Raw genomic sequence first — 19,163 nt, 5'->3', positions numbered from 1 at the left:
AATGCCCGCCTGAGGACCGTACATGACTGTCGTCGTCTTCCTTTCTTCACTGTTTGGCTTCATGGCCTTTGGCATGCCGATCGCATTCGCGCTGATCCTCACCGGCGCGGTGCTGATGTGGTATCTGGATTTCTGGGATGTGCAGCTGATTGCGCAAAACCTGCAGGCTGGTGCCGATAGCTTTCCACTGCTGGCAGTGCCGTTCTTCATTCTTGCTGGTGAATTGATGAATGCCGGCGGTATTTCCCGCCGGATCATCAACATGGCGCAGGCCTATTTCGGCCATAAGCGCGGTGGGCTTGGATATGTCGCGATTGCCGCCTCGGTGCTGCTGGCAAGCATGTCCGGCTCGGCATTGGCGGATACCGCAGCGCTGGCCACGCTACTGCTGCCCATGATGCGCGAGCGCGGCTATCCGCTGAGCTCGTCATCGGGCCTGGTGGCGGCCGGCGGCATCATCGCCCCGATCATTCCGCCGTCGATGCCTTTCGTGATCTACGGTGTCGTGACCAACACATCGATCAGTCAGCTGTTCCTCGCCGGTATGGTGCCCGGTCTGATCATGGGCGCCGGACTGGTGGTGGCCTGGACACTGATCGCACGCAAGATCGACGAACCCAAGCAGGAAAAGGCCACCCATGCCGAGCGCCGTAAGGCGCTGGTTGACGGGGCAGCCGCCCTGATGCTTCCGGTGATCATCGTCGGCGGCTTGCGCGGCGGGTTGTTCACGCCAACCGAGGCAGCAGTAGTGGCAGCGGTTTATGCACTGGCCGTTTCGACCTTGCTGTATCGCGAGCTCAACTGGAGCGGCGTGATAGAAGTGCTGACCCGCGCGAGCCGTACCACGGCGTCAGTGATGTTCCTCTGCGCTGCGGCAATCGTCTCCGGCTACATGATCACGCTGGCGCAGTTGCCGGACGAGATCGCCATGATGCTCGGCCCGCTGGCGCAAGATCCGAAGCTGCTGATGGTTGCCATCATGGTGCTGATGATCGCGATTGGCATGGTGCTCGATCTGACACCGACCATTCTCATCCTTGGCCCAGTGCTGGCGCCTATCGCGGTCAAGGCCGGTATCGACCCCGTTTACTTCGGTGTGATGTTCGTATTGATCGGCTCCATCGGCCTGATTACGCCGCCGGTAGGCACGGTGCTGAACGTTGTCGGAGGTATCGGCAGGCTGCGCATGGAGACACTGGTGCGCGGAGTGATCCCATTCTTCGTTATTTATTTGCTGATCGTCGCGCTGCTGGTTGCAGTGCCGTCGATCATCACCGTGCCGTTGCAATGGTTGCGCTGATGGGCGGGCATTCGTCCCGATTGGCCGCAGCGGCATTTCAGGTTTCGCCTTGGCGAGAAAGCTTCACCTTCATTTCATCCACAACAACAAAAGGTACGACTGCATGAAACGATTTCTCATAGCCGCCCTGGCGGCCACCACGCTCGGTAGCGCCATCACCGCGGTCAGCGCACAGGCGGCTGACGATGTTCGTTCGCGGATGATCCGCTTCGGCTACGGGCTCAACGAAGACAGCAACCAGGGCAGGGCGGCGAAAGTGCTTGCCGAAGAGATCGCCAAGGCGTCTGACGGCAAGCTCAAGATGCGGACCTTCGCCTCCGCCAGCCTGGGCTCGGACGACCAGATGCAGAACGCCTTGATGGGCGGGGCGCAGGAAATGATGGTTGGCTCGACCGCCACCCTGGTGGGCATCGCCGAGGAAATGGCGGTATGGGATACACCGTTCCTCTTTGAAAACGAAAAGCAGGCGGATTACGTGCTCGATGGTCCGGTTGGACAGAAGATCATGGATGCGCTGGAAGAGAAGGGGCTGGTTGGCCTGGTCTACTGGGAGAACGGCTTCCGCAACCTCACCAACAACGTGCGCCCGGTCGAGAAGATGGAAGACTTCAACGGGATCAAGCTGCGCGTGATGCCTAACCCGGTGTTCATCGACACCTTCAAGCAGATGGGCGCCAACGCTGTCCCGCTGCCGTTCTCCGAGCTGTTCACCGCACTGGAAACCAAGGCGGTCGACGGTCAGGAAAACCCCTACAACACCATCCTCTCCTCGAAGTTCTATGAGGTGCAGAAGTACCTGAGCGTGACCAATCACGTCTACAGCCCATGGATCGTCACGGCGTCCAAGCGTTGGTGGGATGGTCTGTCCGAGACCGAGCAGAACATCATCATGGACGCGGCGAAGAAATCGCGTGATTCCGAGCGCAAAGACACCCGTGCCGAAGCCCGCGAAGCCCTGGCGCAAATCGAAGAGCACGGCATGGAAATCAACAAGGTCAGCCCCGAGGAAATACAGCGCATGCGCGAGCAGGCGAAGCCGGCGATTCAGACCGTGATCGATACGGTGGGTGAACCGCTGTTCAACGAAGTCCAGGCCGAGATTGCGAAGGCTCCGAAGTGACCCGGCGCGCCCCTGCGGGGGCGCCGTCCCGTTGTAGAATCTGCGCCCCTCGCCGCTGGATCACGCTATGAGTTCTCGTCGTCGCCGTTCTCTGGAACGGGCCACGTTGTCCGACGTCGCGCGCAGCGCCGGCTGCTCGCTGATGTCCGCCTCCCGCGCATTGTCGCAACCCGACCGCGTGTCCGACGCGTTGCGCGAGCGAGTCATGGCCGCAGTCAAGGCACTGGGATACGTTCCCCATACCGCTGCACGCAACCTTGCCAGCGCAAGGTCGAACCTGGTGGCTGTGATCATTCCGTCGCTGTCGAACGCGGTATTCGTCGATACCGTCGAGGCTATCCAGCGGGTGCTGATGCCGGCTGGCTACGAGCTGATGATCGGCGTCAGCCACTATCACCCGGAAGAAGACGAACGCCTGCTTCGGGCGTATCTGGCGCACCAGCCGGCGGGCTTGCTAGTGACCGGCTTCGAGCGCAGCGATGCAGCGCGCGAAGTGCTCGGTAGCTGTTCCAGTCCCATCGTTACGCTGATGGAGCTGAGCGACGCGGAGGAGGATTATTGCGTCGGTTTTTCCCAGTACGAGGCAGGGGCGGCGATGACCCGCAAGCTGCTCGAACGCGGTTATCGCAATATCGCCTTTGCCGCAGCGCAGCTCGACCCGCGAACCCTGCAGCGTGCCGAAGGTTACCGTCAGGTGATGCGTGAGGCGGCGCGCTACGATGCCGTGCTCGAGTTATTGACACCGCAAGTGTCCTCCATCGGCCTGGGCGCCGAATTGCTGGATCGCCTGTTGGCCCAGCACCCGGAGATCGATGCGATCTTCTTCAACAACGATGATCTGGCGCTGGGGGCCCTGTTCCGCGCGCGCCAGCTCCAGCTCGCCGTGCCACAACGTTTGGCGATTGCCGGCTTCAACGACCTGCCGGCTGCCGCCTGGATGCATCCAGCGCTGACCACGGTGCGCACCACGCGTGGTGAAATCGGCAAGCTGGCCGGGCAGATGCTGCTCGGCCTCATGCGTGGCGAGTCGCCGCCGCAACGGCGTATCGACGTGGGGTTCGAAGTAGTGATGCGCGAAAGCGCATGAGCTTTTTTAGCCGCTAAATAACAACCGGCAAGCGTTGCGCTTGCCGGACCATCTCTTTATTCGGCTTGTTGCGCTGCAGTGACCTGCTGGGCAATTTCGATCATCTGCTCACGCATCCAGCGGTTGGCCGGGTCCTGATCCGTGCTTTCGTGCCAATAGATGTGCGTCTCCAATGACGGAATCTCCACCGGTAGGGGAATCTGATGCAAGTCATGGCGCCGAGCGAAACGCTCCGGCACCGTCACCGCCATATCGGTGTGCTGAATCACCTGAGTGGCCATCATGTAATGCTGCGAGCGCAAGGCGATCTTGCGCTGCTGGCCCATCTTGCCTAGCGCCAAGTCGACCATGCCCAGACCGCTGCGCCGGCTGGAAATATGAATATGCGACAGCGACAGGTATTCATCGACGCTGAGTTTGTCCTTGGCCAGCGGATGCCCGCGGCGCATCGCGCAGACGTAGCGGTCTTCCAGCAGTTTGACGTGGCGTACCTGCGGATCGGTATTCAGCGGCGCGTCCATCGCAAAATCCAGGCGGCCAGCCGCCAGCTCCTTGGTGGTTTCGCGGCGCTTGGCCAACATGCTCTCGATTTTCACATTCGGTGCCAGGCGGCGCAGGCGCTGAAATAGCGGCGGCAGCACCACCGCCTCGGTGAGATCGGTCATGCTGATGCGGAAGGTCTTGTTCGCTTGCAACGGATTGAAGGTGCGGCTCTCCTGCACCGAGACGCGCAATAGCTGCAACGCGTTGCGCACCGGGCCGATGATGTTTTGCGCCATCGGTGTCGGCACCATCCCCTGGGCGGTGCGTACGAACAGGGGATCGTTGAACGTCTCGCGCAACCGAGCCAGCGCATTGGAAACGGCGGGCTGGGTGATGCCAACGATCTGCCCGGCGCGGGTCAGGTTCGCCTCGGTGTAAATGGCATCGAAGACGATAAACAGATTCAGATCGACCTTGTTCAGGTTCATTGTTGTGCTCTCCGGCGTGTATCGGAATTCGCCGATCATATATCGGTGATGAATGTTTATACACGAGGAAAATAGCTTAGATAAATCGTTGGGCGTCCTCTAGCATCTAAAACTACAAAACGTTACCTGCAGAAGGTCTGTCGCCATGGATTTCGCCTATTCCCCCAAGGTTCAAGAGTTGCGTGAACGCGTTCAGGCGTTCATGGATGCGCATGTCTATCCCGCCGAGAAAATCTTCTATCAGCAGGTGAGCGAGGGTGACCGTTGGCAACCCACCGCCATCGTCGAGGAGCTGAAGGCTAAAGCCAAAGCCGAAGGATTGTGGAACCTCTTTCTGCCAGATTCCGAACTGGGCTTTGGGCTGACCAATACCGAGTACGCGCCGCTGGCCGAAATCATGGGCAGCTCCGGCCTTGGTCCGGAGGCATTCAACTGCTCGGCGCCGGACACCGGCAACATGGAAGTACTGGTTCGTTACGGCAGTGACGAGCACAAAAAACGCTGGCTCGAGCCTCTGCTTCGAGGAGAAATCCGCTCAGCCTTCGGCATGACCGAGCCTGGCGTGGCTTCGTCCGATGCGACCAACATGCAGGCCCATGCCGTGCGTGAGGGCGACGAGTGGGTCATCAACGGCCGTAAATGGTGGACCTCCGGCGCCTGCGACCCGCGCTGCAAACTGATGATTTTCATGGGCCTGACCAACCCGGACGCACCGCGCCATCAGCAGCACTCGATGATCTTGGTGCCGATGGATGCGCCGGGCCTGAAGGTGCTGCGCCCGCTGCCGGTGTTCGGCTACGACGACGCACCGCACGGCCATGCCGAAGTACTGCTGGAAAACGTTCGCGTGCCTTACGAGAACGTGCTGCTCGGCGAAGGTCGCGGCTTCGAAATAGCCCAGGGCCGCCTCGGCCCAGGCCGCATCCACCATTGCATGCGCTCCGTGGGTGTCGCTGAACGCGCGCTGAAGTTGATGTGCGAGCGCTCGGTCAACCGCACCGCATTCGGCAAGCCGCTGGCGCGCCTGGGGGCGAACCTGGATCACATCGCCGAGTGCCGTATCGAGATCAATATGGCGCGGCTGCTGACGCTAAACGCCGCTTATATGATGGATACCGTGGGCAACAAGATCGCCGCGAGCGAGATCGCGCAGATCAAGGTCGTCGCACCCAACGTGGCGTTGAAGGTGATCGATCGCGCCATCCAGATCCACGGCGGCGCTGGCGTCTCCGAGGATTTCCCGCTGGCCCACTGGTACGCCATGCAACGCACCCTGCGTCTGGCCGACGGTCCAGACGAAGTGCACCGCGCTTCGATCGCCAAACATGAACTGGGTAAGTACTTTCCGCGGGAAATGTTGCGTAGCCGCTAAGGCTTCGCTAACACCGGGCAAGACGTAGAGGCAAAGCCACGCGAGTGGCTTTTGCTTTGATGGCAGACCTGCGTGGCGGGCAGTGACCAAACGAGGCGGGCCGAGCGACCGTAGGGTGGGCTTCAGCCCACCAGCAAGGTGAGATCGGTGGGCTGAAGCCCACCCTACAAACTGTTCGCGATTATTTGATGGTGTGATCGCTGGAATTGGATAAAGCGTTCGCGAGCAAGCTCGCTCCTACGGTTCGTGCGGCTCCGGCCCTTGTAGGAGCGAGCTTGCTCGCGAACAGGTCTGCAGCCGCACGAACCGCTAAGGACACCATTACGTCCGCTAACCGTAAAGGCCGGCTACCAGCCCTCGATAGCGCCGGTAGGCCCGTTCATAGGCATCAACTTCGTTGGCTGACGGCTCGACAGCAGTTGCCTCGTCAACACTGACGCAGCGCTTGCATAGCGCTTCGAGGCTGGCTTCAGGATCGATCTGTCTTGCATGACACCAGGCGGCCTGGATCGCGCCGCCCAACGCCGCGGCTTCGCTGTGCGTCGTGCATACCACCGGTGTCGCCATCATGTCGGCAACCATCTGCCGCCACAGCGGACTCTTCGCGCCACCACCGATGAGCTGAATGCGCTTGCTGCAAATCCCACTGTCGCGTAGCAGATCCAACCCGTAGCGCAGGCCGAATGTCACGCCTTCGATCACCGCGCGACACAAATTTGCCCGGGTCAGGTTATCTGCGGTCAGGCCATGCAGGCTGGCCGTGGCCTGGGGCAGGGCGGGGACGCGCTCGCCGTTGAGGAAGGGCAGCATGGTCACGCCTTCGGCTCCGATTGGCGCTTGTGCCACCGATGCGTTGAATTGTTCCAGGTCGAGTTGCAGCAGCTCGCGGATGGCGCCGTTGGCGTTGGTCAGGTTCATGGTGCAAATCAGCGGCAGCCAGCCACCACTGGACGAGCAAAAGGTCGCAACGGACGGCTGTGGACTGATGCTCGGGTCGCCGGAATAAGCGTATAGCGTCCCGGATGTGCCAAGGCTCATGGTTATAGCGCCGGGAGTGATATTGCCAGTGCCGATGGCGCCCATCATGTTATCGCCACCGCCGCTCGCCACGATTGCCTGAGGATTCAGGCCCAGCCGCGCCGCCAGTTCCGGGCGTAGCTGGCCGACCGCCTGATGGGGTTCGATCAGCTGGGGCAGGGCTGCTTCGAGTCGGCCGCTGGAGTCGATATGGCGCAGCACGTCGAGGTCCCACCGCCGCGTGCGCACATTGAAATAGCCGGTACCGGAGGCGTCGCCGTATTCGCTGCAGCAACGCCCGGTCAGCCAGTAGTTGAGGTAATCGTGGGGCAACAATATATGCGCGATGCGCTCGAACAGCTGCGGTTGCTGTTCCTTCATCCATAACAGCTTGGAAACCGTGTAACCCGGTGCGATGACCACGCCGAGCCGCTGCAAAGAGCCGCTTTCGCCGCCCAGCCAGTCCAGCAAGCGCTGGTTTTCAGCCGCCGACTCGGTGTCGCACCAGAGCTTGGCTGGGCGAAGCACCTGTCCGTCGGCATCCAGCGTCACAAGGCCATGCTGCTGCCCTGAAACACCGATACCCAGCACGGAGCTGCCGTCGACGCCCGCTTCGGTCAGCGCCGCGGCAGTGGCCGTCGCGAACGCCGTGGTCCATTGCTCGGGATTCTGCTCGCGGCGCCCGTTTGGGCCACTGATCAATATATGGCTGGCCGAGCCTTGACCCAACACCTCGCCGCTCTCGGCATCGAGCAGCAGCGCCTTGGTGCCCTGAGTTCCACAATCGATACCTAAAAACATGGCCGGTTTCCGTCAGCGGGTCAGCAATAGATCGAGCGTGCCGCTCACGCCCAGTGTGCGCAGCCGCAGCAGGTTGCGCTCGAAGGCATCGCGGAAGGCCGGCGAACCGGGAATCTGTATGCCGAAGATTTCCTCGCGGCCGAGCAATCGCTCGGCCAATCCCTCGTCTTCTTCGACCAGCGATTGGCAGAACTCGGCGCGCGGATCCGGAATACGGTAGGTGTCTTCGTTCTCGTCGACGCCGCGTAGATACAGCGCCCATGCCGCCACAACCAAGGCGGCGCGCTCCAGTTCGGCACTGTCGGCTATCAAACGATTGATGGTCGGCACGGTGAACTTGGGAAATTTCGATGAGCCATCGGAGCAGACTCGCTCCAGCTGATCGGCAATCGCGCAATTGGAGAAACGCTCGATCAATGTTTGCTTGTATTGCGTCAAATCGATGCCTGGCACGGGCGCCAGTTGCGGCGTGACGTCCACGTCCATGTACTGGCGGATGTACTCGACGAACAGCGGATCGGCCATGGTTTCGTGCACGAAGCGATAGCCGCGCAGGAAGCCCAGGTAAGTAAGCGCGAGATGGCTGCCATTGAGGAGTTTGATTTTCATCTCTTCATAAGGCGAGACGTCATCGGTGAATTGCACGCCAACCTTTTCCCAGGCGGGACGGCCGCTGACGAACTTATCTTCCAGCACCCATTGCACGAAGGGTTCGCAGACAACCGGCCAGGCATCGTCAACGCCGTGTTGCTGCTTCAATGCCTGGCGATGGGCGACGCTGGTCATCGGAGTGATGCGATCGACCATGGCGCTGGGAAAGCTGACGCTGCGCTCGATCCAGTCAGCCAGTTCCGCATCGATCAGATTGGCAAAAGCCAGCGTCGCCTTGCGGGTAACATCGCCGTTGTGCGGCAGGTTATCGCAGGACATGACGGTGAAGGGCGCGTTGCCTTCGTCGCGGCGCCTGGCCAGCGCGGCGCAGAGCAGGCCGAAGACACTGATCGGCGAGCGCGGATTCTCCAGGTCATGCTGAATCTGCGGCAGCGTGGCGTTGAACTGGCCGGTGCTGTCGTCCAGGCAGTAGCCGCCTTCGGTGATGGTTAGCGAGACGATGCGGATCGCCGGATCGGCCAGTCGAGCGACCACAGCTTCGGAGCCGTCCTGGGTGACCAGCAGCATGTCGCGAATGCTGCCGATCACGCGGACCTCGGTATCGGGTCGGTCGTCGAGCTCGACCAAGGTGTAGAGATAATCCTGCGAGGCGAGGGCGTCGCGCATGGACAGCTCATCGCCACGCGTGCCGATCCCGCAAATTCCCCATTCGAGCCCTTCGCCGAGGTTCATCAGCGCGTCGGTATAGGCCACCTGGTGCGCGCGGTGAAAGCCGCCGACACCGATATGAGCGATACCGGCTTTGACTGCGCTCAGTGCGTAAGACGGACGCGCGAGATGTGCCGGCAGCTGCGGCAGGTTCTGTTTATTCAACTTCATGACAGGCCTCGCTGGGCGTGAATATGTGAAGGTCGCGGCCGAATCGCTGCCATCAGGCGGCAGCGATTCGGCCAGCAAGCTGGCTCTATAAGGAGCAGAGGGCTTCAAGCCACTTGTTGCAGCGGTTGGCCAATCGCCAGGCCATTTCTATCGAACAGATGGCAATGGGCAGCGTCCAGGTTCAGCTTCAGCGCCTCGCCATAGCGCGGAGTGAAATCACCTCGAATACGCATGGTCAGCGCCTCGCCGGCCTGGCTGATGACGTGGCAGTAGGTATCGCTGCCCAGCCGCTCGCTGACATCGGCCTTCACCTCCAGTTGGCAGCTGCCGTCGGTGCTGCGGTTGAGGTGTTCGGGGCGAATGCCCAGCGTGACCGGATCGCCCACGGACAGCGCTACGCCGCCCAATGGCAGGAAAAGTCTGCATTTCGCGTCCAGCTCGATCTCGCAGCCTGCAGCCTCGACATGGGAAACCTTGCCCTTGAGAAAGCCCATCTTCGGCGTACCGAGAAATCCGGCGACGAACAGGTTGGCCGGGTGATGGTAGAGCTCCATGGGCGAGCCGACTTGTTCGATGCGACCACCGTTGAGCACCACCACCTTGTCGGCCAGGGTCATGGCTTCGACCTGATCGTGGGTCACATAGATCATCGTGGCTTGAAGCTCCTGATGCAGGCGCGACAGTTCGAGGCGCATCTGCACCCGCAGCGCGGCGTCCAGGTTCGACAGTGGCTCGTCGAACAGGAATACCTTCGGGTTGCGCACGATGGCGCGGCCGATGGCGACGCGCTGCCGCTGGCCACCAGACAACTGACGAGGCTTGCGCTCAAGCAGCGGTTCCAGCTCCAGGGTGCGAGCAGCGGCTTCGATCTTGCGTGCCACTTCCTGTTTATCGGCACCGGCCAGGTCGAGGGCGAAGGACATGTTCTTGCGCACCGTCATGTGCGGGTACAGCGCATAGGTCTGAAACACCATGGCCAGGTCACGCTTGGCCGGGCTGAGGTCGGTGATGTCGCGGCCATCTAGCTCGATCTTGCCGCTGCTGACTTCTTCGAGTCCGGCGATCAGCCGCAGCAGCGTTGACTTGCCACAGCCGGACGGGCCGACGAAGACGACAAATTCGCGGTCGCGGATATCCAGGTCGATGCCCTTGATGATTTCGTTGCCGTCGAAGCCTTTCTTCAGGTTATGGACTTTCAGGTCTGCCATGTTCGAATCCTTTTATTCTTGTCGATCTTGTTAATACCGCGGCGCGTTATTTCACCGCGCCGAACGACAGGCCGCGAACCAGCTGCTTCTGGCTGATCCAGCCGAATATCAGAATGGGGGCGCAAGCGAGGGTGGAAACGGCCGAGAGCTTGGCCCAGAACAGCCCTTCGGGACTGGAATAAGAGGCGACCAGCGCTGTCAGAGGGGCAGCGTTGGCGGACGTCAGGTTCAGCGACCAGAACGCTTCGTTCCAGCAAAGAATCAGCGACAGCAGCATGGTCGAGGCGAGGCCGCCCTTACTGATCGGCAGCAGCACCCGAACCATTTCCTGCATCAGGGTGGCACCGTCCATTCGCGCCGCTTCGAGGATGTCGCGGGGGATGTCCTTGAAATAGGTGTAGATCATCCACACCAGGATCGGCAGGTTGATCAGGGTGTAGATGACGATCAGCACTGTGCGGCTGTCGAGCAGGCCGAACTGCTTGGCCAGCAGGTAGATCGGCACCAGCACGCCCACCGGCGGCAGCATCTTGGTGGACAGCATCCACAAGAGGGTGCCCTTGGTGCGCTTGGTCTCGAAGAAAGCCATGGAGTAGGCCGCGGGAATAGCGATCAGCATGCCCAGCGCGGTGGCGCCGAAGGAAATCGTCACCGAGTTCCAGGCGTACTTGAAATAGCCGCTGCGGTCCTGGATGTGCAGGTAGTTTTCCAGCGTCGGGGTGAAGATGAATTGCGGCGGTGTGGCAAAGGCGTCGATCTCGGTCTTCAAGCTGGTCAGGATCATCCAGAAGATCGGAAAGAACAGCAGCAGCGCCACGGCCCACGCGAACAACCCGACTACCAGGGTATTGAGGCGGCGACTTTGTTTGAGCGTCAGCATCGGTCTGTCCTCAGTATTTTTCGGTGAGATTCTTGCCGAGCATCCGTACCAGGATGATCGCTGCGATGTTGGCGATCAGCACCGCGATAAGGCCGCCGGCCGATGCCATGCCGACGTCGAATTGCAGCAGCGCCTGGTTGTAGATCAGGTAGGCAAGGTTGGTCGATGCGTAGCCGGGACCACCGCTGGTCGTGGTGAAAATCTCGGCAAAGACGGAGAGCAGGAAGATAGTCTCGATCATCACCACCACAGCGATGGGGCGCGCCAGGTGGGGCAGGGTCAGGTGCCAGAAGATCGCGATCGGGCCGGCGCCGTCAAGGCGGGCGGCTTCCTTCTGTTCTTGGTCGAGGGACTGCATGGCGGTCATCAGGATCAGGATCGCGAAGGGCAACCATTGCCAGGAAACGATGATCACGATGGAGGCCAGCGGGTGTTGCGCCAGCCAGTCCACCGGCTGCGCGCCGAAGAACTTCCAGACGGCCGCCAAAATCCCCGAGACCGGGTGATAGATCAGGTTCTTCCAGACCAGCGCGCTAACGGTCGGCATGATGAAGAACGGCGAGATCAGCATGACGCGGACGATGCCGCGGCCAGCGAAATCCGCCGCCTCCAGCAGCGCCGAGATCAATACGCCGAGCACCACGCTGATCAGCAGCACGCTGCCAACCAGGATCAAGGTATTGACCATTCCGGGCATGAAGCCGGCGTCGGTCAGGAAGTAATGAAAATTCTCCAGTCCAACGAAGCCGTTCTCGCCGGGATAGAGCAGGTTGTAGCGGATCACCGAGAAATAAACGGTCATCGACAGCGGCACCAGCATCCACAGCAGCAACAGCGCAACGGAAGGGCTGACGAGGAACCAGCTGGGGCCGAACCGGCGCGGCTTGCGCATGTTTGGTTCGCTTGCCGTATCGGTGACTGGCGCCTTGGGCAAGGCTGTGGAGGTGGTAGCCATGGTCGTGCTCCGGCTGAAGGAAGGCCGATGAGGGCTCAGCGAGCCCTCGCTGGGAGTAGCGGCTGCCTACTTGGGATGCCTACTTTGGATAACCGGCGCGTTTCATTTCACGCGTGGTCGATTGCTGCACGGCGGTGAGCATCTGCTCGACTGGCATCTGGCCGGTGAGCGCGGCGGAGAACATCTTGCCAACCTGGGTGCCGATGGCCTGAAACTCGGGAATGGTCACTAGCTGAATCCCCACATAAGGCACCGGCTTGGCCGACGGCGACGCTGGATCGGCCTGCTTCAGCGATTCCAGGGTGATCTTGGCGAAGGGCGCGGCGGCCATGTATTCGTCGCTATAGGTCGATTCGCGAGTGCCCGGCGGTACGTTGGCGACGCCGTCGGTCTTGGCGACCAACTCGGCGTAGTCCTGCGAAGTGGCCCAGGCGGCGAAGGTCTTGGCGGCGTCTTTCTGTTGCGAGCTGGTCGGAATGGCCAGCGCCCAGGAGTAAAGCCAGGCCGAACCTTTATCGGTAGTTTGCTGCGGCGCGAAGGTGAAGCCGACTTTGTCAGCCACCTTGCTCTGCGAGGTATCCGTAACGAAGGAACCGGCCACGGTGGCATCCACCCACATGGCGCACTTGCCGCTGTTGAACAGCGCCAGGTTTTCGTTGAAGCCGTTGCTCGATGCGCCCGGCGGCCCGTATTTGCTCAGCAGGTCGACATAGAAATTGGCCGCCTTGGTCCACTCCGGCCCATTGAATTCCGGCTGCCATTGTTCATCGAACCAGCGCGCGCCGAATGAGTTGGCAACGGTGGTCACCAGCGCCATGTTCTCGCCCCAGCCAGCCTTGCCGCGCAGGCATATGCCGTACTGGTCTTCGTCGGGCCTGTGCAGCTTTTCAGCGAACTCGGCCATCTGCGTCCAGGTTGGATGCTCCGGCATTTTCAGCCCAGCCTGTTCGAACAGATCGGTGCGGTAGTAAGTCATCGAGCTTTCGGCGTAGAACGGCAGCGCATAGAGCGTCCCGTCGACGGACAAGCCTTCGCGTACCGAAGGAAAGACATCGTCGAGATTGTAGTCGGCAGGCAAATCGGTCATCGGCGCCAGCCAGCCCTTGTCGCCCCACAGCGAGGCTTCGTACATGCCGATGGTGAGCACATCGAACTGCCCGCCCTGGGTGGCAATGTCGGTGGTCAGGCGTTGACGCAGGACGTTTTCTTCGAGCACGACCCAGTTGAGGTCGATGTCGGGGTTCTGTTGTTCGAAGGTCTTGGAGAGGCGCTGCATGCGGATCATGTCCGCGTTGTTGACCGTGGCAACGGTAAGGGTTTCGGCGGCATGGGTGGCGCCGATCATCGCAATACAGGTGGTGCCGAGCAGGAATTTGGCGATTTTCATCTGGGACTCCTCTTCCACTGCCAGGGGCGGCGGAAGCGCTTATTGTTTTTGTTGTTGCTCGCGTACTGCGGTACGAGCGTCTCGTGAGCATTACAACGCCATGGGTGACAGGGTCACAAAGCCCTGACTGCACTTCGATTGGTACTTTTTTGTACTCCTGGAGCTGAGGCGAAAGGATTCGGCAGGCTGCCGAAAAGCGGCTGGTAGGCCTATTTAAGGCCGTAAGTCTGCGGGATTACGGCGAAACTGGTTGGCGAAACTGAAGTCGAGGCACGGCGAAAAGCATCGGGGCAGGAAAGGCGATGCGTATCAGCCGCTGAGGTTTTGTTCCGTCATTCGCTGTTCGACCAGACGGCGATAGCACGATGGGGTCATGCCCTTTAGCTGCTGGAAGCGGCGGTTGAAATTGGAAAGATTGTTAAAGCCGGACTCGAAGCAGACGTCGGTGACCGGCTTGTCGTTGTCCAGCAGCAGTTCGCAAGATTTGCTGATCCGCAGGCTGTTGACGAACTCGACGTAGCAGCGGCCGGTGGCGCGTTTGAAAAAACGCGAGAAGTAGGTGGGTTTCATCCCTAGATGATTCGCGACTTCTTCAAGCGGCAACTCGCGCATGTAATTGTCGAAAATGTAGTTGACCGCCATGTTGGTGCGGTCGGCGTGGTGTTCGTCGCCCAGTTGCGCGGAGGTGGCGCCGGACAGGAGCTGGTAATCATCGCAGCCGGCCAGCAGCTCGAGCATGATCAGAAAATAGCCGAGGCGGGTGGCGCCGCGGCTATCGGCGACCTTTTGCATCAGCTCGCTGGCGTCGGCAATGGTGCGCGGGCAGCGAAACTCGATGCCGTAGCGCGAGCGCTCGAGCATGGGTGTCAGGCTGCGCAGCTCGGAGAAGACGCTGTGGCCCGCTTCGAATAGTTCGTCGGTAAAGTTGACGAGCATGTCGCGTTTGGCGACCACTTCGCCCTCGTCGACCTGGCTGATCCAGTTATGTGGCAGATGCGGGCCGGTAAGAAACAGGCTGTCTGGGCCGAAATTGCCGACGTAGTCGCCAACGAATACCTTGCCGGCACTGGCGACGATCAGGTGCAGCTCATATTCCTTGTGGTTGTGCCAGCGCACCAGAGGGCAGGGGAAGCCGTGCTCCCGATAGATCAGTGAGTTGCCGTGGTGATCGTCCATCAGCTCGTAGGATGGATCGGAGATCTTCAATGCTCTCATGCAGGTTCCGTCGTCCTTAAAATCCTCTGGGTTTATAGACGCTCGCGAGGCTGAGGCCAAACAGATCAGTCAATTTCGTATCGGTAGGGCAGGTCCGGGCCGCGTCTGGAGCAGGTAATGGCGGCAGCCTGCACGGCAAAACCCAACAGCGACTCGAGCTGGCCATGCTCGATCGATGCCAGTGCATTCGCCGAATCCAGGCCGTGCGCGTGCAAATAGCTGAGAGTCGCAGCCTGGAAGGTATCGCCGGCTCCGACGGTATCTCGTACCGCGACGGCTTGGGCGGCGCAATAGAACTCGCCATGACGGCGACTGAAGAGCTGTGCGCCTTCTCCGCCTCGGGTCAGCAATACCAGCTCGCAGGGGCCTTGCAGCCAACGGTGAGCAATGGCTTCAGGCGCTTCGCCGGGGTAGAGCAACGCCAGGTCTTCATCGCTGACCTTGATCAGATGAGCGAGCTCGGCGAAGGCCTCGACGCGTTCACGCCAGCGAAGCAGGTCCGGCTCGACATTGAGACGGATATTAGGGTCCAGGGAGATCAGCCGACGCCCGCTTTCGCGGCGTACCAAGGACAACAAGGTATCCGCGATCGGTGCAGTGACCAGGGAATAGGAGCCGACTTGGATACCGCGAATTTCTTCGCCGAGCGCAGCGAGGTGTTCGTCACACGGCAGGCGATCGGCACAGCCTTCGCCGCGAAAACTATAGATAGGTGCACCATCAGTGCCGAGCGCGACCATCGCGAGGGTGGTGGGTGCGTCGAAAGGCACCAGATAACGCGTATCGACGCCTTCTTCGTCGAGCACCTGTCGAAGTTGTTGACCGAGGTGGTCGCTGGATATGCCGGTGAATAACGCTGATGGCGTCCCCAGCCTCGCCAGCCCGACGGCGACATTGAAAGGTGACCCGCCGGCAACCGCTTCCAGATTCAAGCGATTGCTACGGGAACCTGCCGGCGCTACGAACACGTCGAACAGGGCTTCGCCACAGACTAGATACATGATGGATTCCTGCGCTGGGAATCCCCTGAGCTTAATCGCGACGTACAGGGTGTGACAGTACGCCGCAGGCAATCTACCGATACGATCTTGCACTCGAAGCCAGCTTCAATAGACCCAGACCTCGACTCGTCTGTTCTTTATACGGCCGCTTTCGCTGTTCGAAGCGACTGGAAGTTGATCACCCAACCCATTGATATCTTTCACGAGTATCCCGCCTCGTGACAGCTCGCGGCGGACCGCCATCGCGCGTAGTTTGGATAACAACGCGGTGCGCGCCGGATCGCCTTTCGCATCGCCGAAACCTACCAGCACCGCTGCGTTCATTTGTTTGTGGTTGCTTTGCAGGTAATCGATCAAACGTCCGACGTCACGCTGCGCCTTGTTGTCCAGGCGCGCGCTGCCCTCGGCGAAGCGAAAATTGACCGTCAGCCGCTGCGCCTGGCTTGCAAGGTCCCGGTAGAGCTGCGGCATGCTTGCCTGAGCCGGCAATTCGATCGCAGTAATCGCCTGCGCGACATAGCCGGACTTGTCGACGATCGATTGGCCAGCGGCACTGTGAACGAAGTCGAGATAAGCACGGGTCCAGTCCGATTGTTCGGCAGGATTGGCATAGAGAAACAGGCGCCGCGACAGCGGGTAATCTTCGGTCGCGACGAGCGCAGTGGTGGGCAGCATGGGCTGCGAGTCGCCATCGGCAATGGCCAGGGCTTTTGAATTACCGACCGAGGCAAGACCGACAAACCCGATCGCGCCCGGGCGGCGGCTGACGATCTCAGAAAGCTGGTCGTTGGACTCATATCGCGCGGCGCTGCCAGCCAGCGTCTTGCTTTGCGTGCCGAGCACCAGCTCCTTAAAGGTGTCGTAGGTGCCGGACTGGTCATCGCGTGCATGCAGTTCGACGGCAAGATCGTCGCCACCCAGCTCTCGCCAATTCTGGATCTCGCCAGCAAACAACTTGGCGACTTGCTCGACGCTAAGCGAAGCAATTCGATTGTTCGGGTGGACGATGATCGCCAGGCCATCGATGGCGATGATCTGTTCGGCCTGCGCACTGCGCAGATCGCCCAGCCTCGTGAGGCTTTCGTATTCACTGTCCTTGATCGGACGCGATGCAGCAGCGAGATCGGCGGAACCGTCCTTGAGCCCGGCGAAACCGGTGCCGGTCCCGTGCGCGGCGACCAACGCATGGAGGGTACGGCCAGAACTGTCGAGGGCGCTGATCCGCTGCTCGTTCTCGCGTCCAGCTGAAGCAATTCGTACCGAACCCAACCCCTGCGCCTCGAACAGGCCGGCAACCAGCATCGGCGCCAGCTTCGCGCCAACCGTGTTCGACCCTTGTATGCGCAGTACCGCGCTGCCATCAGCGGGCACTGCCGGCATGGCGCCGCTTACCGCGAGCGGGCTGGCACAGAACAGACCAAGTAACGCCAGGCGCAGCGCCCGTTTTCCTATCGTGCGTGCGGACGCTGAAAATGCCATGCAGCAACTCTCCCTTTCAATGAAGCGGGGAGATTAAGAAGGTTTGTTTACCGTTACGTGACGGTGGGCCGAAACGATGCAGGTATAAGCGTTGTTTCGCACTTCTAGCCTCGCAGCTCGGTCGAAATGCGCAGCGGGTCCTGACCTAAGTAGGCAAATATCAGCTCAGCTCGATCCACACCGGGCAATGATCGGAGGGCTTTTCCATGCTGCGGATGTCGTAATCGACGCCGCAATCAATGACGCGATCATGCAGGCCGACAGTACTCAGGATCAGATCGATGCGCAGACCGCGGCGCGGATCGTCTTCGAAGCCGCGGCTGCGGTAGTCGAACCAGCTGAAGCGATCGACCACTTCCGGGTTCAGGGTGCGGAAGCTGTCTTGCAGGCCCCAATTTTTCAGCCGTGCCAGCCATTCGCGTTCTTCCGGCAGGAAGCTGCATTTGCCGGTGCGCAGCCAGCGCTTGGCATTCACCTCGCCGATGCCGATGTCGCAATCTTCCGGCGAGATATTGAAGTCGCCCATGACGGCAACCGGTTGAGCGGGTGTGAAGCGCTCTTCGAGCAAGGCCTGCAAATCAGCGTAGAACTTGGTCTTGGCGGGAAACTTGGTGGGGTGAATGCGGCTTTCACCTTGCGGAAAGTAGCCGTTCATCACGGTAACCGGTTGTCCGTTGCCATCGGCGAAGCGGCCCCAGATGAAGCGCTTTTGTGACTCTTCGCCATCGCCGGGAAAGCCTTTGTGGATTTCAAGCGGAGCCTGCCGTGATAACAGCGCGACGCCGTAGTGACCTTTCTGACCGTGATAGTGAACGTGATAGCCGAGCGCTTCGACTTCAGCCTGGGGGAACTGCTCGTCAGCTACCTTGGTTTCCTGCAGACCAATTACATCCGGCTGGTGTTTTTCGATGATTGCAGCCAGTTGATGAGGTCTTGCACGTAACCCATTGATATTAAAAGATACAAGCTTCATCGGTGCAGGCTCCGGCAAAATCGCGATTCTAATCGCTCGGGCAGATCGGCGCGAGCCGTGTCAGCCGGGCCGGCAATTACCGGCTTAGATACGGCAGGACCGCCGAGCCGGTGCTAACGTGAATTCTGCGCTCGACAATAACAAGAGAATCACAAGAGAACCGCCATGCCGATGCCTGCCGAAGTACGAATGCTGGACAGTGGTTACGCCAGGGAAGCGCGCTCACTGCTCTATAACGCCTATCGACACGAACCCACATTCGCTTACCTGTTCGAATCCGACCGTCCCGGTTACGACCAGCGCGTGCGTGCAACGGTACGCGAATTGGTCAACCAGCATTTTTTGCAGGACCAGCCGGCGCTGGGGCTGCTGCTGGACGATCGGCTCATTGCCGCCGCATTGATCGCGCCGCCGCAACGACGCCTCGATATTACCGAGAGCTGGGCGTGGCGCATGCGCATGTTGCTGACCACCGGTTTTCGCTGCACCCGGCGCTACCTCGATTACCATGCCGCCGTGGTTGGCTGCCTGCCGCCAGGCACTTTCCATGTGCTGCCGTTGATGGCTGTTCATCCTCAGTTCCAGGGGCAGCATTACGGCGAACAGCTGCTCGAGGCCCTGCACAACTGGTGTGCGGTGGACGCGGGCTCACAAGGGTTGATGATCGATACCGGCAACCCGCGCTACCTGAATTTCTATGAACGCCAGGGCTACCAGAACATTGGCCAGGTGGCCATCGGCCCTGTGGTCGAGCACGTGTTTTTCCATCCCGCGCCGCGTCAGGTCGAAGCCAGCAGCGGCTAGCGGCGAATTTTGCAAGCGGCCCACAGTCCAAACGAAGGATGCTCGACGAAGTCTTTCCAATGCCCTGTCTGACGCCGAATGTGCCGTGCTACACGCATCGAT

16 protein-coding genes are annotated in these 19,163 nt (G+C 60.5%); 5 read left to right on the top strand and 11 right to left on the bottom strand.

All coding sequences use genetic code 11. The features are described from left to right. Positions 1-22: 22 nt before the first annotated feature. The 3 genes from AC2LD7_RS07930 to gntR all read left to right on the top strand — a co-directional run bounded on the left by AC2LD7_RS07930 (position 23) and on the right by gntR (position 3,507). The gene (locus tag AC2LD7_RS07930; RefSeq protein ID WP_484597215.1) at positions 23-1,300 is read left to right on the top strand and encodes a TRAP transporter large permease; all 1,278 of its coding nucleotides are present in this window, start codon (positions 23-25) and stop codon (positions 1,298-1,300) included. A gap of 103 nt (positions 1,301-1,403) precedes the next feature. Further along, on the top strand, positions 1,404-2,420 hold the full coding sequence (locus AC2LD7_RS07925; protein WP_484597214.1) for a TRAP transporter substrate-binding protein: 1,017 nt from the start codon (positions 1,404-1,406) through the stop codon (positions 2,418-2,420). Positions 2,421-2,487: 67 nt separating this feature from the next. Beyond that, a complete protein-coding gene (gene gntR / locus AC2LD7_RS07920; protein WP_484597213.1) occupies positions 2,488-3,507 on the top strand; it encodes an HTH-type transcriptional regulator GntR in 1,020 nt (339 codons plus the stop codon). Positions 3,508-3,563: 56 nt separating this feature from the next. Here the strand turns inward: gntR and AC2LD7_RS07915 are convergent, their stop codons facing one another. Then, positions 3,564-4,478, bottom strand: a complete 915-nt coding sequence (locus tag AC2LD7_RS07915) for a LysR family transcriptional regulator (protein ID WP_484597212.1) — start codon at positions 4,476-4,478, stop codon at positions 3,564-3,566. A gap of 145 nt (positions 4,479-4,623) precedes the next feature. On the opposite strand from AC2LD7_RS07915, the gene AC2LD7_RS07910 reads away from it, so the two are divergent. Continuing rightward, complete coding sequence (locus AC2LD7_RS07910; RefSeq protein ID WP_484597211.1) at positions 4,624-5,850, top strand: acyl-CoA dehydrogenase; 1,227 nt, start codon at positions 4,624-4,626, stop codon at positions 5,848-5,850. Positions 5,851-6,180: 330 nt separating this feature from the next. Here the strand turns inward: AC2LD7_RS07910 and xylB are convergent, their stop codons facing one another. The 10 genes from xylB to xthA form a co-directional block, all read right to left on the bottom strand. Continuing rightward, positions 6,181-7,668: a xylulokinase gene (gene xylB / locus AC2LD7_RS07905; protein ID WP_484597210.1), complete on the bottom strand. Its 1,488-nt coding sequence runs from the start codon at positions 7,666-7,668 to the stop codon at positions 6,181-6,183. 12 nt (positions 7,669-7,680) lie between these two features. After that, entirely contained in the window at positions 7,681-9,159 is a 1,479-nt protein-coding gene (locus AC2LD7_RS07900; protein WP_484597209.1) for a mannitol dehydrogenase family protein, read from the bottom strand. A gap of 104 nt (positions 9,160-9,263) precedes the next feature. Then, complete coding sequence (locus AC2LD7_RS07895; protein WP_484597208.1) at positions 9,264-10,367, bottom strand: ABC transporter ATP-binding protein; 1,104 nt, start codon at positions 10,365-10,367, stop codon at positions 9,264-9,266. A 46-nt stretch (positions 10,368-10,413) separates the two neighbouring features. After that, the gene (locus tag AC2LD7_RS07890; protein WP_484597207.1) at positions 10,414-11,247 is read right to left on the bottom strand and encodes a carbohydrate ABC transporter permease; all 834 of its coding nucleotides are present in this window, start codon (positions 11,245-11,247) and stop codon (positions 10,414-10,416) included. Between the two features lie 10 nt (positions 11,248-11,257). Continuing rightward, the gene (locus AC2LD7_RS07885; RefSeq protein ID WP_484597206.1) at positions 11,258-12,202 is read right to left on the bottom strand and encodes a carbohydrate ABC transporter permease; all 945 of its coding nucleotides are present in this window, start codon (positions 12,200-12,202) and stop codon (positions 11,258-11,260) included. Between the two features lie 79 nt (positions 12,203-12,281). Further along, complete coding sequence (locus AC2LD7_RS07880) at positions 12,282-13,589, bottom strand: ABC transporter substrate-binding protein (protein WP_484597205.1); 1,308 nt, start codon at positions 13,587-13,589, stop codon at positions 12,282-12,284. A gap of 309 nt (positions 13,590-13,898) precedes the next feature. Next, positions 13,899-14,804 carry an AraC family transcriptional regulator gene (locus tag AC2LD7_RS07875; protein WP_484597204.1) on the bottom strand — a complete coding sequence of 302 codons (906 nt, stop codon included), beginning with the start codon at positions 14,802-14,804 and terminating at the stop codon, positions 13,899-13,901. A 65-nt stretch (positions 14,805-14,869) separates the two neighbouring features. Next, positions 14,870-15,805, bottom strand: coding sequence for a carbohydrate kinase family protein (locus AC2LD7_RS07870; RefSeq protein WP_484597203.1), 936 nt, complete (start codon positions 15,803-15,805; stop codon positions 14,870-14,872). A gap of 105 nt (positions 15,806-15,910) precedes the next feature. Beyond that, entirely contained in the window at positions 15,911-17,284 is a 1,374-nt protein-coding gene (locus tag AC2LD7_RS07865) for a substrate-binding domain-containing protein (protein ID WP_484597202.1), read from the bottom strand. Positions 17,285-17,444: 160 nt separating this feature from the next. Further along, complete coding sequence (gene xthA / locus AC2LD7_RS07860) at positions 17,445-18,257, bottom strand: exodeoxyribonuclease III (protein ID WP_484597201.1); 813 nt, start codon at positions 18,255-18,257, stop codon at positions 17,445-17,447. A gap of 165 nt (positions 18,258-18,422) precedes the next feature. On the opposite strand from xthA, the gene AC2LD7_RS07855 reads away from it, so the two are divergent. Next, on the top strand, positions 18,423-19,061 hold the full coding sequence (locus tag AC2LD7_RS07855) for a GNAT family N-acetyltransferase (RefSeq protein ID WP_484597200.1): 639 nt from the start codon (positions 18,423-18,425) through the stop codon (positions 19,059-19,061). Positions 19,062-19,163 lie beyond the last annotated feature (102 nt).

The organism is Stutzerimonas sp., assembly GCF_982611455.1.
This window is presented reverse-complemented; position numbering and strand designations above follow the sequence as displayed.